Annotated in this window: 15 protein-coding genes; 5 read left to right on the forward strand and 10 right to left on the reverse strand. The window is 57.4% G+C overall.

Translation table 11 applies throughout. The features are described from left to right. Nucleotide 1 precedes the first annotated feature (1 nt). Genes folP through rlmE form a run of 3 tightly spaced genes read right to left on the reverse strand, consistent with a single transcriptional unit; the run spans nt 2 to nt 3,528 of the window. Nucleotides 2-847 (reverse strand): dihydropteroate synthase, encoded by an 846-nt coding sequence (gene folP, locus AACT07_RS02670; RefSeq protein WP_069526511.1) that lies wholly within the window; start codon nt 845-847, stop codon nt 2-4. Nucleotides 848-906: 59 nt separating this feature from the next. Then, the gene (gene ftsH, locus AACT07_RS02675; RefSeq protein ID WP_005343537.1) at nt 907-2,853 is read right to left on the reverse strand and encodes an ATP-dependent zinc metalloprotease FtsH; all 1,947 of its coding nucleotides are present in this window, start codon (nt 2,851-2,853) and stop codon (nt 907-909) included. 45 nt (nt 2,854-2,898) lie between these two features. Then, nucleotides 2,899-3,528, reverse strand: a complete 630-nt coding sequence (gene rlmE / locus AACT07_RS02680; protein WP_005338828.1) for a 23S rRNA (uridine(2552)-2'-O)-methyltransferase RlmE — start codon at nt 3,526-3,528, stop codon at nt 2,899-2,901. Between the two features lie 97 nt (nt 3,529-3,625). Between rlmE and yhbY the strand changes: the two genes are divergently transcribed. Beyond that, nucleotides 3,626-3,922 carry a ribosome assembly RNA-binding protein YhbY gene (yhbY, locus tag AACT07_RS02685; RefSeq protein WP_005338829.1) on the forward strand — a complete coding sequence of 99 codons (297 nt, stop codon included), beginning with the start codon at nt 3,626-3,628 and terminating at the stop codon, nt 3,920-3,922. A gap of 103 nt (nt 3,923-4,025) precedes the next feature. Next, a complete protein-coding gene (locus AACT07_RS02690; protein WP_069526512.1) occupies nt 4,026-4,607 on the forward strand; it encodes a hypothetical protein in 582 nt (193 codons plus the stop codon). A 76-nt stretch (nt 4,608-4,683) separates the two neighbouring features. Here the strand turns inward: AACT07_RS02690 and greA are convergent, their stop codons facing one another. From greA to pomA, 3 genes are all read right to left on the reverse strand, one after another. Beyond that, on the reverse strand, nt 4,684-5,160 hold the full coding sequence (gene greA / locus AACT07_RS02695; RefSeq protein ID WP_005338833.1) for a transcription elongation factor GreA: 477 nt from the start codon (nt 5,158-5,160) through the stop codon (nt 4,684-4,686). Between the two features lie 156 nt (nt 5,161-5,316). After that, nucleotides 5,317-6,210: a flagellar motor protein MotB gene (locus AACT07_RS02700; protein ID WP_031227624.1), complete on the reverse strand. Its 894-nt coding sequence runs from the start codon at nt 6,208-6,210 to the stop codon at nt 5,317-5,319. Between the two features lie 5 nt (nt 6,211-6,215). Further along, nucleotides 6,216-6,974 carry a flagellar motor protein PomA gene (gene pomA, locus AACT07_RS02705; RefSeq protein ID WP_005338837.1) on the reverse strand — a complete coding sequence of 253 codons (759 nt, stop codon included), beginning with the start codon at nt 6,972-6,974 and terminating at the stop codon, nt 6,216-6,218. 211 nt (nt 6,975-7,185) lie between these two features. On the opposite strand from pomA, the gene xseB reads away from it, so the two are divergent. The 3 genes from xseB to dxs are packed head-to-tail and all read left to right on the forward strand — an operon-like array spanning nt 7,186 to nt 10,218. Next, nucleotides 7,186-7,437, forward strand: a complete 252-nt coding sequence (xseB, locus tag AACT07_RS02710) for an exodeoxyribonuclease VII small subunit (protein ID WP_005338838.1) — start codon at nt 7,186-7,188, stop codon at nt 7,435-7,437. Next, nucleotides 7,438-8,328, forward strand: coding sequence for a (2E,6E)-farnesyl diphosphate synthase (ispA, locus tag AACT07_RS02715; protein WP_069526513.1), 891 nt, complete (start codon nt 7,438-7,440; stop codon nt 8,326-8,328). 21 nt (nt 8,329-8,349) lie between these two features. Beyond that, nucleotides 8,350-10,218 carry a 1-deoxy-D-xylulose-5-phosphate synthase gene (dxs, locus tag AACT07_RS02720; RefSeq protein ID WP_069526514.1) on the forward strand — a complete coding sequence of 623 codons (1,869 nt, stop codon included), beginning with the start codon at nt 8,350-8,352 and terminating at the stop codon, nt 10,216-10,218. Nucleotides 10,219-10,291: 73 nt separating this feature from the next. Here dxs and AACT07_RS02725 read toward each other — a convergent pair whose 3' ends face one another. From AACT07_RS02725 to AACT07_RS02740, 4 genes are all read right to left on the reverse strand, one after another. Beyond that, nucleotides 10,292-11,233: an ABC transporter permease gene (locus tag AACT07_RS02725; protein WP_040068611.1), complete on the reverse strand. Its 942-nt coding sequence runs from the start codon at nt 11,231-11,233 to the stop codon at nt 10,292-10,294. Nucleotides 11,234-11,235: 2 nt separating this feature from the next. Beyond that, on the reverse strand, nt 11,236-12,210 hold the full coding sequence (locus AACT07_RS02730; protein WP_005349514.1) for an ABC transporter permease: 975 nt from the start codon (nt 12,208-12,210) through the stop codon (nt 11,236-11,238). A gap of 99 nt (nt 12,211-12,309) precedes the next feature. Continuing rightward, nucleotides 12,310-13,866: an ABC transporter substrate-binding protein gene (locus tag AACT07_RS02735; protein ID WP_069526515.1), complete on the reverse strand. Its 1,557-nt coding sequence runs from the start codon at nt 13,864-13,866 to the stop codon at nt 12,310-12,312. Nucleotides 13,867-13,936: 70 nt separating this feature from the next. Continuing rightward, a complete protein-coding gene (locus AACT07_RS02740) occupies nt 13,937-15,661 on the reverse strand; it encodes a dipeptide ABC transporter ATP-binding protein (RefSeq protein WP_005358467.1) in 1,725 nt (574 codons plus the stop codon). Between the last annotated feature and the right edge of the window lie 188 nt (nt 15,662-15,849).

Raw genomic sequence — 15,849 nt, forward strand, 5'->3', positions numbered from 1 at the left:
ATTATCTGGAAATAAAATCTTGTCCCGTCATTGCCAGCCAACCGACGCGCAATGCGTCCATGGTCTCCCGTACATCATGTACCCTGATGATGCGGGCCCCATGCTGCATGCCGATAAGGGCGCATGCCAGACTGCCCGCCAGACGATCATCCACCGGACGGCCCAGCAGGTTGCCTATCATAGACTTTCGCGACATCCCCACCAATAGCGGCAAGCCATAATCAAGCAGTTCCTTTTGAGCCGCCAACAGCTGATAGTTGTGTGCAAGGGTTTTGCCAAAGCCATATCCCGGATCCAGCAACAGCTCTTCACGACGGATCCCGACCGCCAGACAAGCCGCAATACGCTCATCAAAGAAGGCGCGTACCTCCCCGATCAGGTCGTCATAGTGCGGCTCGACTTGCATGGTTCTCGGCTGCCCCTGCATATGCATCAGACAGACCGGAACCTGCGCTTCGGCCGCGGCCTGCAGCGCTCCAGGTTCTTGCAGTGCCCGCACATCGTTGATCAGATGGGCACCCGCCTTGCAACCCTCCCGCATCACAGCCGCTTTGGAGGTATCGAGGGAGATCATCACATCCAGCTCACGAACCATCTGCTCCACAACAGGAATGACCCTGTCCAGCTCCTCCTGCTCGTTCACATCGGGCGCACCAGGGCGGGTTGACTCACCACCGATGTCGATGAGGGTCGCACCGTCAGAGACCATCTGGCGCGCATGGGCCATTGCCCGTTCAAACTGGTTGAAATTACCGCCATCGGAGAAGGAGTCGGGCGTCACATTGAGGATCCCCATCACATGGGGACGATCGAGGGAGAGGCTGTGCCCCTTGCTGGTTAACTGCATTTTCACGTCCATCTGATAAAGAAAAACCCCGGGCAAGCCCGGGGTTTGGAGAGTCACAATTATTTGGCCGGAGCATCGTTGGCTTTGTCGATAGTGACATCCGCCACCGGTGCAGCCTCATCGGCAGGCTTGGCCTCGGCAGCCACGGTGGAACCGCCTTGCGGGGTATCACCGTGCTCGTCATGCCAGTTGCTCGGAGCACGTACCTCGCGACGCGCCATCAGATCATCGATCTGTTTGGCGTCGATGGTCTCGTACTTCATCAGCGCATCTTTCATGCTGTGCAACACGTCCATGTTATCCAGCAGGATCTGCTTGGAACGGGCGTAGTTGCGGTCGATGACCTGCTTGACCTCGGCATCGATGACGCGAGCTGTATCGTCGGACATGTGCTTGGCCTTGGCCATGCTGCGACCGAGGAACACTTCACCATCTTCTTCCGCGTAGAGCATCGGGCCGAGACGCTCGGACATACCCCACTGGGTCACCATCTTGCGTGCAATGTCGGTCGCCCGCTCGATATCGTTGGACGCGCCGGTCGATACCTTCTCGGCACCGTAGATCAGCTCTTCTGCCAAACGACCGCCATACAGACTGGAGATCATCGACTCCAGATGCTGCTTGGAGTGGCTCCAGCGATCCTGCTCCGGCAGATACATGGTCACACCCAGCGCACGACCGCGCGGAATGATGGATACCTTGTAAACCGGGTCATGATCCGGAACGAGACGACCAATGATGGCGTGACCGGCTTCATGATACGCAGTCATCTCTTTTTCGGACTCTTTCATCACCATGGAGCGGCGTTCCGCCCCCATCATGATCTTGTCCTTGGCCTTCTCGAACTCGGCCATGGAGACCACTCGGCGGCTCTCACGGGCAGAGAAGAGGGCAGCTTCGTTGACCAGGTTGGCCAAATCCGCACCGGAGAAACCGGGAGTACCACGGGCAATCAGTGCCGGATTGACGTCATCCGCCAGCGGAACTTTGCGCATGTGCACTTTCAGGATCTGCTCACGACCACGGACATCCGGCAGACCGACCACCACCTGACGGTCGAAACGGCCCGGACGCAGCAGTGCAGGGTCCAGTACGTCAGGACGGTTGGTGGCTGCAATAACAATGATGCCTTCGTTCCCTTCAAAGCCATCCATCTCAACCAGCATCTGGTTAAGAGTCTGCTCACGTTCATCGTGACCACCACCCAAACCGGCGCCACGCTGGCGGCCGACCGCATCAATTTCATCGATGAAGATGATGCAAGGAGAGGATTTCTTGGCCTGCTCGAACATGTCGCGGACGCGAGATGCGCCAACACCGACGAACATCTCCACGAAATCGGAACCTGAGATGGTGAAAAACGGCACCTTGGCCTCGCCCGCAATGGCCTTGGCCAGCAAGGTCTTACCGGTACCGGGAGGACCAACCAGCAGCACACCGGTCGGGATCTTGCCACCCAGTTTCTGGAATTTGCTCGGGTCGCGCAGATAGTCAACCAGCTCCTTCACCTCTTCCTTGGCTTCATCACAACCTGCAACATCAGCAAAGGTGGTCTTGATCTGATCTTCGCTCATCAGGCGAGCCTTGCTCTTGCCAAACGACATGGCACCTTTGCCACCGCCGCCCTGCATCTGACGCATGAAGAAGACCCAGACACCGATCAGCAGCAGCATCGGGAACCAGGAGATGAAGATAGAGGTCAACAGAGACGGCTCTTCCGGCTTCTCGCCCATCACTTTGACATTGTGATTGAGCATGTCGTTGAGCAGCTGGGGATCCGGCGCAGGGATGATGGTGGTGAATCGTTCACCAGTACGCTTGACGCCATTAATGACCTTACCGTCCATCCGCACTTCACGGATCTGCTCTTGGGTCACCTCTTTAACGAAGCTGGAATAGTCCAGCTGGCGACTGGTGGTATCGCTGGGGCTGAAGCTATTGAACACCGACATCAAAACGACGGCGATGACCAGCCACAGGATTAAGTTTTTCGCCATGTCACTCAAATCAGTAACCTCGCAGACTGACAGTTAACGATGAAGGTTAGGGTACTACAGTTTAAAACCGGTAGCCACAATGTAGACTTCCCGTGATCTGGCGCGGGATGAGTCTGGTTTACGAATTTTGACAGCGGAGAAAAGTTTACGAATTTCATTGAGATAGGCATCAAAGCCCTCTCCCTGAAACACCTTCACTACGAAACTGCCGTCACTACGCAATACCTGATTGCACATGTCCAGCGCCAGCTCGACCAGATACATGGCGCGAGCCTGATCCACCTGCTGGGTACCGCTCATGTTGGGCGCCATATCAGACATTACGACATCGACCTTGTCGGGACCCACTCGCTCCAGCAAAGCGCCGAGTACAGTTTCCTCCCGAAAGTCCCCTTGCAGGAAATCGACACCAGCAATGGGATCCATCGGCAAAATGTCACATGCGATGACGCGACCCGAATCACCAACCTGTTCAACCGCGAACTGGGACCAACCACCGGGGGCTGCACCCAAATCCACTACGGTCATGCCATGTTTCAGCAAGCGATCCTTGCCCTGGATCTCGTCAATCTTGAAAACAGCACGAGAACGCAGGCCCATTTTCTGGGCTTTTTTGACGTATTGATCGTCGAAATGTTCTTTTAACCAGCGAGTTGAACTGGGGGAACGTTTTTTCTGGGTCATGATAATCGACTTTAAAAAACCACAAGGGTTATTAGTATTAAGGGCTAAGTGGGGGTAGAATACGCCCCTTTCAACCCTGACTTATGAAGAAATTGCGATGATTCTCAACAATAAACAGAAACAGTACCTCAAGGGCCTTGCCCATAGCCTCAAGCCTGTCGTCCTGCTGGGTCAGCATGGTCTGACCGAAGGTGTACTGGCCGAGATCGATCTGGCACTGAACCATCACGAGCTGATCAAGGTTAAGGTTGCCTCTGAAGATCGCGAAATGAAACAACTGGTTATGGATGCTATCGTCCGTGAAACCGGTTCAATCAAGGTGCAAAGCATGGGTCATGTGCTGACCATTTATCGTCAAGCCAACGAACCCAAAATCCAGCTGCCCCGCAAGTAAAAGGAAAGAGCATCGCTCTTTCCTTATTCCACTTCTTCCCGAGTCGCTTGCCAAAGTAGTCGCAAAGCCCTTAACCTGCGATGAATACTTCCGGACACGCATTATGGCTCACCATCATATTCTGACCGACGATGAGCTGGCCATGCTGCGGGACTTGGGGAGCACTCAGGACACCCATGTTCTGAGTGGTCACCTCGATGCCCCCATGCTTGGCTTGCTGCAAAAAGCCGAACACCTTGTACTCGAAGCTCGCTTCGCAGGCCATCAGCTGCGTTTCCCCCTGAGCTTTACCCAAGGGGAAGATGGCTTCGTCGAGCCCCGCTTATCTGCACCGATCATCAGGGAGCTGGGGTTTGCCCAACCGCGCGCCTGGCGTCTCACCCAAAAAGCCAAGCTATGCAGCGAACTGGGCCTGTTTCAGGTACTCAGCCTCTCCCTCAACGGCCTCATCGTGGAAAATTTGCCAACCGACATGGTGGCCGATACCCCCATCAACGGCGAGCTCTGCATCGAGCAAGAGGCCCCTCTTCCACTGCAGGGACGACTGGTAAGGCGCATCAAAGCCAATGCCGACCATGCCACCTGGGCACTGAGCTTTCAAATGAGCGAGAGCAACATCGAACGGCTGCGCCATTGGTTGTTTCAGCGTCATCAGGACGCCTTTACCGAGGCGTATCTGTCCTGATTTTTATCAATAATCATATAGATAAAGACAAACAGGGGAGCGCCAGCCCCCCTGTTTCATCGTCTGTAGCATTCGCTTAGATATAAGCGACTTCCAGTACTTCGTATTCCACATCACCGCCCGGCGTCTTGACGATAGCGACATCGTCCACTTCCTTGCCAATCAGGGCGCGGGCAATGGGGGAGTTGACAGAGATGAGGTTCTGTTTGATATCAGCTTCATCGTCACCCACGATGCGGTAAACCACCTCTTCCTCTGTCTCGCTCTTGAGCAGAGTCACCGTCGCGCCAAAAATCACGCGGCCGTTGTTGGTCATCTTGGTGACATCGATCACCTGGGCATTGGAGAGCTTGGCTTCAATCTCCTGAATGCGGCCTTCACAGAACCCCTGCTGCTCGCGAGCGGCATGGTATTCGGCGTTTTCCTTCAGATCACCGTGCTCACGGGCATCGGCAATCGCTTCGATAATCTGGGGACGAAGCTCGGTCTTGAGATAATCGAGCTCTTCGCGCAGCTTCTCAGCGCCGCGAACAGTCATCGGAGTATGATTCATAGTCGAAACCTGGGTTGCTTGAAAATAGAAACTGCGGCCATCTGCAAGGAGGCCGCAGCAATCGGTTCGGATGAGGCATCTTAATATGAAGCCAACACAAAATCCACGTCAGCCCCCTGATGCAGATCCCACTTGCGTCATCGACATTCCCCTCGCTTACTTCCCTTCCGGTACGGAAATGGGGGCCGAAACGGTCGGTTTGCCCTGCATGATGGCGATCTCCACTCGCCGGTTCATCCGACGATTTTCCGGGGTCGTATTGGGCACCAATGGTTGGGAGTCCGCCATCCCCTGCACCACCAGTCGCCCCTGATCAAAACCGGGGACCTTCAGCATCTGGTGCGCCACCGCAACCGCCCGTTGCGACGACAACTCCCAGTTGGACTGGAACAGCTCATCTTCGGTCGCCACGTTGTCGGTGTGACCGGAGATGGTGATTTCACCCGGCACATCCTTGAGCAGGGTCGCTACCTTGCGAATGACCGGCCAGAACTGTGGCTGCAGAAATGCCGAACCGGCCGGGAAAGACGCTTTTTCCCTGATCCGGATGATGATCTGCTGGCCCAGCGCCTCAATTTCGATGGCGCCGTCCTGGATCTGATCTTTCATCTGCTCGGCGAGGGCTTTGGCCAGGGTATTGGACTGTTCTTGCGCCTTCTTCGCATCCTGCGCGGTATCGCCCCCCGTCTGCTTGCCATCACTCTTGTCCTGACCACCGGCCTGATCCGCCTCACCGGGCAAAAACTCCAGTTCGGTCTGAGTCATATCGATGGTCTGCTGCATCACAGTATCAATCGGCGTGGGCTCAGGGCGACCGGGCCTGAACTCCTGGGCAATCACCGAGGTTCCCTTGGGAATATCTTTCACCTCAAGGATGTTCTGCACTCCGAAAGCATTCTTCATAGAGCCCGCGATCTGCTTGAACTTGAGTACGTCCATCTCGGCAAAGGAGAGCAGCAGCACGAAGAAGCACATCAGCAGCGACATCAGGTCGGCAAAGGTGCCCATATAGGCAGGAAGACCGGGGGGGGGACATTTGCAATCAGACATGGTGCTTACTCCGCGCCGGTATTGCGTTTGGACTGGCTCAGATAGTTCTGCAGCATGGACTGGATCACCCGCGGGTTCTGGCCATCCTGAATCCCCATAATGGCATCAAGGATCAGGGTACGACTGAGCTTCTCCTCCCCGCTGCGCAGCTCAAGCTTGTCAGCAATAGGAATAGCGATCATGTTGGCCTCAATCGCTCCGTACAGGGTGGTAAGCAAGGCCACCGCCATCGCCGGCCCGATCGACTTGGGGTCACTCATATTTGACAACATGGCCACCAGGCCCACCAACGTACCTATCATCCCCATGGCTGGGCCCAGATCCCCAAGGGTACGGAAGACCTTGATGGCAATGACATGGCGCTCGGCTGTCAGGTCGATATCCTTTTCCATCACGGCGCGCACTACTTCGGCATCGTGACCATCAACCAGCATGTCGATCCCTTTTTTCATAAATGCATTGGGGATCTCTGCAGCCTCCAGTGCCAGAAAGCCACCTTTGCGAGCCGCGTCAGCCAGTTCAACGGCTTTGGCGATCAGGTCGTCGAGTTTGTCGCCCTTGTACATAAAGGCTTTGCCCGCCACCTTGAAAGCCAGAAAAAACTGCCCGATATTGAACTTCATCATGGCGATGAAGATTGAGCCAAGAATAGTGATATAGACCGATGGCATATCGATAAACATGCTCAACGAGCCACCGAGGATCATGCCGTAAATCACGACACCAAATCCTAAAACGATACCTAACAAGCTGCCTAGATCCACGTCCCTACTCCTGTCACCGGTTCTTATGCCTAATTATAGTTTGTTGAATTTTCTGCTATTGCGACCCTAGCGGCAAGCATGCATCCACTGAGAATGATGGCTCATTATCGGCCAGTTTAGCGAGAGTTTGAGGGGGCAATGCTTTTCTGCCTCCCCCCTGTGGACGGTCGATGTTAATATAAGCCGTTTTTTTCAATCCCCGAGGATGGACATGGCCAGTAAAAAAATCGACCGTCTGAGTTTTGATGCCACTCTGGAAGAGCTGGAAACCATCGTTCATCAGCTGGAACAAGGTTCCCTACCCCTGGAAGAGGCACTCAAGCAGTTCGAGCAGGGCGTTCATCTGGTTCGGGCCGGTCAGCAGAAGCTGGAACTGGCCGAACAGAAGATCCAGATCCTGCTCAGTCAAGCCGATGGCAGTGACCAGCTCGCCCCCTTCCAGCCAGAACAAGGAGAGGAGTGAGTGGCGCTGGACCATTTTTCCCGTCTGCATCGTCAGCGTATTGACGACTGTCTGTCAGCACAACTTGAATCCTTGCCCGCCATGGCGCCGCGCCTGCGCGATGCCATGAGTTATGGCTTGCTGCTGGGCGGCAAGCGGGTTCGCCCGTTTCTGGTCTACGCGGTCGGCGAGATGCTGGGCGTCAAGAGCGAACTGCTGGATGGCCCTGCGGCTGCAGTGGAGTGCATCCACGCCTACTCCCTGCTGCACGATGACCTGCCCGCCATGGATAACGACGACCTGCGTCGTGGTCAGCCAACCGTTCACAAGGCGTTTGACGAAGGAACCGCCATTCTGGCCGGCGATGCCCTGCAGACCCTGGCGTTCTCCATTCTGGCCGATCACCCCATGCCCGACTCCTTGATGGCCAACCGGGTGCGGATGCTGAGTACCCTCGCCCGCGCTTCCGGCTATCTCGGTATGTGTGGCGGTCAGGCGCTGGATCTGCAGGCCGAAGGGCGCCAGATCTCGCTCGCCGAACTGGAGCAGGTACACCGCCACAAGACCGGTGCGCTGATTGAATGTGCCGTGGCGCTCGGCGCCCTGTGCAAAGCCGATGTCGAGGACGCCACGCTGGCTGCACTGCAAACCTACGCCGCCGCGATTGGCCTCGCCTTTCAGGTGCAGGATGACATCCTCGACATCACAGGTGATACCGCCACCCTGGGCAAGCCACAAGGTTCTGACCTGGCGCTGGAGAAAAGTACCTATCCAGCCCTGCTCGGACTCGAAAATGCCCGTGAGCTGGCTCGCGAACTGCACGGTAAAGCCTTAACAGCCCTGCAATCCTTGCCCTACAATACCGACATTCTGGAAGCGTTTGCCGATTACATCATCGAGCGAACCCACTAAACGCTGGATAACAGTAACAATATGAGCGTTGATATTAGCAATTTCCCCAACCTGGCCCTCGCGGACACTCCGGTCGAGCTGCGTTCCTTGCCCAAAGATCGGCTGCCGGTGCTGTGCAACGAGCTGCGCGAATATCTGCTGCGCTCAGTCAGCCGCTCCAGCGGACACTTTGCCTCCGGTCTCGGTACGGTCGAATTGACCGTGGCCCTGCACTACGTCTACAACACCCCGTTCGATCGGCTGATCTGGGACGTGGGCCATCAGGCTTATCCCCACAAGATCCTGACCGGGCGCCGTGATCAGATCCACACCATCCGGCAGAAGGATGGTCTGCACCCCTTCCCCTGGCGTGGCGAGAGTGAATACGACGTGCTCTCCGTCGGCCACTCCAGCACTTCCATCGGTGCCGCCCTTGGCATGGCGGTCGCCGCCGAGAGCGAAGGGCTGGGTCGCAAGGTCGTTGCAGTGATCGGTGATGGTGCCATTACCGCCGGGATGGCCTTTGAAGCGCTCAACCACGCCGGCGATGTGCACAAGGACATGCTGGTGATCCTCAACGACAACGAGATGTCCATCTCCGAGAATGTCGGCGCGCTCAACAACCATCTGGCCCGAGTCATGTCCGGCAAGCTCTACACCACCATCCGCGAAGGCGGCAAGAAAGTGCTGGCGGGTTTGCCACCGGTCAAGGAGCTGGCCAAGCGGGCCGAAGAGCACCTCAAGGGGATGGTGGTGCCCGGCACCCTGTTCGAGGAGTTCGGCTTCAACTATATCGGCCCCATCGACGGCCACGATATCGAGGCGCTGGTCGAAACCCTGCGCAACATGCGCAACCTCAAGGGCCCGCAGCTGCTGCACGTCAAAACCAAGAAGGGCAAGGGTTACGAGCCGGCGGAGAAAGACCCCATCGGTTATCACGCCGTGCCCAAGTTCAATCCGGACGAGTGCGCCCTGCCCAAGGCGAGCAGCGCCAAACCCACCTTCTCCGCCATCTTTGGCCAATGGCTGTGCGACATGGCCGCCAAAGACGAAAAGCTGGTCGGCATCACCCCCGCCATGCGCGAAGGCTCGGGGCTGGTAAAATTCAGCCAGCAGTATCCGGATCGCTACTTCGATGTGGCAATTGCCGAGCAGCATGCAGTCACGTTCGCTGCCGGCCTCGCCATCGCCGACAAGAAGCCGGTGGTCGCAATCTATTCGAGCTTCCTGCAGCGTGCCTACGATCAGGTGATCCACGATGTGGCGCTGCAAGACCTGCCGGTGCTGTTCGCCATCGACCGGGCCGGTCTGGTGGGCGCCGATGGCCCGACCCATCAGGGGGCGTTCGACATCAGCTTCCTGCGCACCGTGCCCAACATGGTGGTGATGACGCCATCTGACGAGAACGAGTGCCGCCAGATGCTCTATACCGGCTATCTCCATCAGGGCCCTGCCGCAGTGCGCTATCCGCGCGGCAGCAGCCTGAGCGATGCGCCCATCTCATCAGAGATGCAGGCACTGGAGCTTGGCAAGGGTCGTATCCTGCGAGAGGGCAAGGCCACTGCCATTCTGGCGTTTGGCACCTTGCTGCACCACACGAAAGCGGCCGCCGAAGCACTGGATGCCACCCTGGTGGACATGCGCTTTGTCAAACCGATGGATGAGGCACTGGTGCTGTCGCTGGCGGCCAGCCACGATCACTTCGTCACCATCGAAGACAACGCCATCATGGGCGGCGCCGGTTCGGCTGTGAACGAACTGCTGATGCGCAGCAAGCAGTGCAAGCCGGTGCTCAACCTCGGCCTGCCGGATCGCTTCGTGGAACAGGGCACCCAGCAGGAGATCTATGCCCTGCTCGGTCTGGACGATGCAGGCATCCAGCGCAGCATCGAAAGCTGGCTGCAAGCCTGATAACGCTTAAAGCTATCAAGCAAAAGAAGGGCGCCTCACTGGCGCCCTTTTTATTTTGTGTTTCTGACCTAGATTACCCTTTGTAGATCTTGGGGTTAAACACATCCCGCAGCCAGTCACCCAACAGGTTGATGACCAGCACCAACACCACCAGGCAGATGCCCGGGAAGGCGGTGATCCACCAAGAGCCGGAGAAGATGTAGTTGAAGCCGACGCTGATAAGCGAACCGAGCGAGGGCTGATCAACCGGCATCCCCAGACCAAGGAAGGAGAGTGCAGCTTCACTCATGATGGCGTTGGCCACCTGCACGGTGGAGATCACCAGAATGGGCGACAAACAGTTGGGCAGAATGTGGCGGAACATGATGCGCGGGGCGCGGAATCCCATCACCTTGGCCGCCTCCACATACTCCTTCTTCTTCTCCGCCAGCACCGAGGCGCGCACGGTACGGGCGTACTGCGGCCACTCGGCGATCCCGATGATCACCACCAGCATCATGATGGCGAACTTCGAGTAGAACTCGGAGCCAAAGGTTGCCTGAAAGATGGCGGAGATGATGATCGCCACCATCATGGTGGAGAACGACAGCTGCACATCGGCAAAGCGCATCAAGAGGTTGTCGATGCGGCCACCGAAATAACCGGCAATCAGACCGATGACGATACCGAGCACAAGCTGCAGCGCCACCGCAAACAGGCCGATGGTGAGGGAGATACGGGCGCCATAGAGAATGGTGCTCCAGATATCCCGCCCCTGGTTGTCGGTACCGAGCCAGAAGCGCTCCTCGCCGCCTTCCAACCAGGAGGGGGGCAACTCGGCATCCATCAGATCAAAACTGGTCTGGTCATAGACGTTGTGCGGGGCGAGCCAGGGGGCCAGCAGCGCCGCCAGCACAAATACCACGAACACCGCAAAGCTGAACATGGCTACCTTGTCCCGCAGGAAGTAGTAGACGATGTCAGAGTTCTTGAATCGTGCCCAACGGCTTGGGCTTGCAGTTACAGCGTTACTCATGCTTACCCCTTGGCAGTCAGGTTAACGGTCGGGTTAATCAACCCGTAGAGCAGGTCGACCAGGGTATTGGTCACCACGAAGATCAGTCCCACGAAGATGACGTAGGCGGTGATGAGGGGCGTATCGACCCGGTGGATCGCCTCGAGGAACAGGAAGCCGGTACCCGGCCACTGGAACACGCTCTCGGTCAGAATGGTGTAGGCCACCATAGTGCCGATCTGCACCCCGCCGACGGTAATGACCGGCAGCATGGTGTTCTTCAGAGCGTGCTGATAGTAGACCTTGTTGTTATCCAGCCCTTTGGCGCGGGCGAATTTGACGTACTCGGAAGAGAGCTGCTCCAGCATCTCGGAGCGCACCAGCCGGATAAACAGCGGCAGCATGATGGAAGAGAGCGACACCGCCGGCAGGATCAGGTGCAGGATGCCATCCCAGGTAAAGAAGCCCGACTCCCAGCCCAGCAGGTTACGGGTCTCGCCGCGGCCATAGGCTGGCAGCCAGCCCAGCTGGATGGAGAAGAGGTACATCAGCATGATGGCGGTCAAAAATACCGGGATCGAGATACCGATACTGCTCCCCGCCATGATGATCTTGGTGGGAATGCTGCGCGGGCGGATCGCCGAATAGACACCGAGTGGAATGGAGACCACCACGATGATGAGCGCGGCAGCAAACACCAGCTCAAGGGTAGCCACCAGCTTGTCGAGGATCACCTCGAGAGCGGGTCGCTTGAAGAAATAGGAGGTACCCAAATCCCCATGCACCGCATTTTTCAGAAAGCGGCTGTATTTGATGAGGAAGGGATCGTTAAGGCCCATCTTCTCGCGCAACTCGTGACGCTGGGCTTCGGAGACGGATTGTCCCACCAGCTCGCGCAACGGGTCACCCAGGTTGTCCTGGATGGAGAAGGCGACCAGGCTGATGACGAACATCACTATCACGGCCTGATAGAACCGTTTCAGCAGGAATGTAAACATGCTTGTCCTTCTACGTGGCCTGTGTCGTGGCACAGGCTTCTGTTAGTGGGCGGAGTGGCCAGCTGACCACCCCGCCCCGTCCTTCCTTGCGACGTTCTCTTACTTGCTGACCACCAGGTCACCCAGGTAAGGGAAGTTCATCACGTTGACCACCGGCTTGATGTCGACGTTCTTCTTGGCGCCATAGGCCAGATCTTCCCAGTGCAACGGCACGTAGGCAGCATCTTCGATCAGCATGGCTTCGACCTTCTTCAGCATCTCGGCACGCTTGGCCGGATCGGTCTCGGCGTTGGCATCCATCACCAGCTTGTCAGCTTCGGCGTTGGCGTAACCGGCGCAGTTGTACTGACCCATACCGGTCTTGGCGTCCTTGGTGAAGGTCAGGAACTCGAAGAAGTTCGCGGTATCTTCGGTGTCGGAGTGCCAGCCGATCAGCTGCATGTCCGCGGCGCACTTGTCAAACTCAGGCCAGTACTGGGCCACCGGCATGGTCTTCAGATCCACCTTGATGTTGATCTTGGCCAGCATGGCAGAGACAGCCTGGGCAATCTTGACGTCGTTGACGTAGCGGGCAGCCGGGGAGATGAAGGTCATCTTGAAGCCTTTCTCGTAACCGGCCTCTTTCATCAGCTCCTTGGCCTTGGCCAGATCATACTGGGGCACCAGCGCCTCGTTGTGACCGGCATAGCCTTTCGGGCTCAGCTGGCCAGCAGGGGTACCGAAGCCCTTGTTGATCTTCTCGACAATGCCCACCTGGTTGATGGCGTAGTTGATCGCCTGACGCACGCGCTTGTCTTTCAGTGCCGGGTTGGTGTTCTGGTTCAGCTCGATGATGATGGCGCGGGTACCGGACAGGGTGATCAGCTGGGAGTCCTTGCCATTCTTCACGCGCTCCAGATCGTTCGGCGCAACCGGATAGATCATGTCCACGTCGCCACCCAGCAGGGCTGCAACACGGGTCGCATCTTCCTTGATCGGCACCACGGTCAGGTTCTCAACATTACCCTTGGAGGCCTTGTCCCAGTAGTTGGCGTTGCGGGCATAATCCAGCTTCACACCCTGCTCGCGGAACTTGACGGTGAACGGGCCAGTACCGGAGACGTGGGTAGAGGCATAGGAGTCGCCGTTTTTGACGATCTCGGCCTTGTCTTTGCCCGCTTCGGTCTTGCCGGTGTAGAACTTGGAGTCCATCGGGAAGATGTAGGTGACGGTCTGCAGCACCAGCGGGAACGGCTTGGCGGTAATCAGATCGACGGTGTAGTCATCGACTTTCTTCACTTCGCTGATGGGATCGAAGATCGCCTTGAAGTCGACGGAGGATTTCAGGCGGTTGACGGTCCACACCACGTCGTCAGCGGTGAAGTCGTTACCGGAGTGGAACTTGACCCCTTTGCGCAGGTGGAAGCGGACGGTCTTGTCATCGACACGCTCGAACTTCTCGGCCAGACGAGGCTCGAACTGCAAGTCCTGGGTGTAACGCATCAGGGGATCGAATACCAGGTGCGACATCTCCAGGGTCTGACCGGAGAGCTGCTCCTGCGGATCCAGCGAAGTGGCGTCAGAAGCGACACCCACCTTGATATCAGCGGCTGAGACACTGAAGGCGAAACCGGCGGCAAACAGCGCCAGGGCAATCTTGGACAATCCTTTCTTCATCTTGTTCTCCATGCTTTTGGCTTTCTTATGACACTTTTTTTGACAAGCAGACCGGCGCACCGGTGCTCTCCTAGCTTGCGATTTCCAGCCCCTCGCGGGACATTCCCTTGAACTCCGGCATGAGGGAGATCAGCTTGCGGCTGTACTCATGCTCGGCATTGGTAAAGAGTTTCTCGGTCTCGGCCACTTCCACCAGATGACCGTGCTGCATCACCCCGATGCGGTCGCACATCTGGCGGATCACCGGCAGATCGTGGCTGATAAACAGCATGGTGAGCTTGAGCTCCTGCTGCAGATCCTTGAGCAGGTTGAGGATCTGGGCCTGCACCGACACATCCAGCGCCGAGGTCGGCTCGTCGCAGATAAGGAAGCGCGGGCGAGTGGCCAGGGCGCGGGCAATGGAGATGCGCTGGCGCTGGCCGCCAGAGAACTCGTGGGGATACTTGACCCCGGCACCACGACCGAGACCCACATGATCCAGCAGATCGCCGACAATCCCCTCAATCTGGCTCTCGCTGCTCGCCAGCTGATGGAAGCGGATCGGCTCGGCAATGATGTCGCGCACCTTCATCCGCGGGTTCATCGACGAATAGGGGTTCTGGAACACCATCTGCATCTGGCGACGCAGCGGGCGGCGCTCGCGCTCGCTCTTGAGAGCAGTCAGATCGATCCCCTCGAAGAAGATTTTGCCGGTATCAGGCGGATAGAGACCGGTGATGGCGCGGGCAATGGTCGATTTGCCGGAGCCGGACTCCCCCACCAGACCGAAGGTCTCCCCTTCGAAGATCTCGAAGCTGATGTTGTTGCAGGCGCGCACATATTGGCGACGGCTCGGGAAGATGGAGTCCTTGGTGACGAACTTCAGATCAACGTTCTCCACCCGCAGCAGCGCCCCTTCATAGGCACGCTCGTCCTGACTCTGGCCGAGCCAGTGGGTCTTGAGGTCGATATTGGTATCCGGCGCACTGGCATCCTCGATATAGGAGACCAGCGGGAAACGCACCAACTTCACGTCGGAGCGGGGTACCGCCGAGATGAGGCTGCGGGTATAGGGGTGATTGGGGCTGCCCAGTACCTGTTCGGTCAGGCCGAACTCCACCAGATCGCCGCGATACATCACCGCCACCTTGTCGGTGACGTTGGAGACCACCCCCATGTCGTGGGTCACCAGCATGCAGCCCACCTGACGCTCTTTGCAGAGGGCGCGGATAAGCTGGAGGATCTGATCCTGAATGGAGACGTCCAGCGCTGTGGTCGGCTCGTCGGCGATGATCAGCTCCGGATCGCAGGAGAGGGCGATGGCGATAACCACCCGCTGACGCATGCCACCGGAGAACTGGTGCGGATACTGTTTGATGCGCAGCTCCGGCTGCGGAATACCCACCGCCCCCATCAGCTCCAATGCCTTGGCAAAAGCAGCCTCGCGAGAGAGGTCGGTATTGGCCAGAATGGTCTCCACCAGCTGATGCTCAACGGTGAACAGCGGGTTGAGGGAGGTCATGGGGTCCTGGAAGATGAACCCGATACGGGAGCCACGGATGGCCCGCATCTCATTCTGGCTCTTGCCGGAGATAAGCTCGCCATTGAGATAGATATCGCCACGAGCGATGCGACCCGGCGGGCTCAGGAGATCGATAACGGCGTTGCCGATGGTGGACTTGCCGGCGCCGGATTCACCGACCACCCCGACAATCTCACCCTTTTCGATAGAGAAAGAGAGATCCTTCACCGCGGCCAGTACCCCGTAGCGGGAGGGGTACTCAATCCGCAAGTTCTTTACTTCGAGCAAGGACATGTTTACCTCTGCGGGGGACATCCGTCCCAAATAATTCGTCCGTAAATCAGCCGCAGATGCCGGTTGTTACCTTGGGCAATATTTGCTCAATCCATGAGGCAGCGAAACCAGCGATCCGGGCGGGTTTTTTGCATTTTTTTGGAATAACCCGCGAGTAACTTAGACGGTTTGACCACGGGTGTAAATGA

It is taken from the genome of Aeromonas sp. ANP5 (assembly GCF_963870295.1).
Lineage (GTDB): Bacteria > Pseudomonadota > Gammaproteobacteria > Enterobacterales > Aeromonadaceae > Aeromonas > Aeromonas veronii.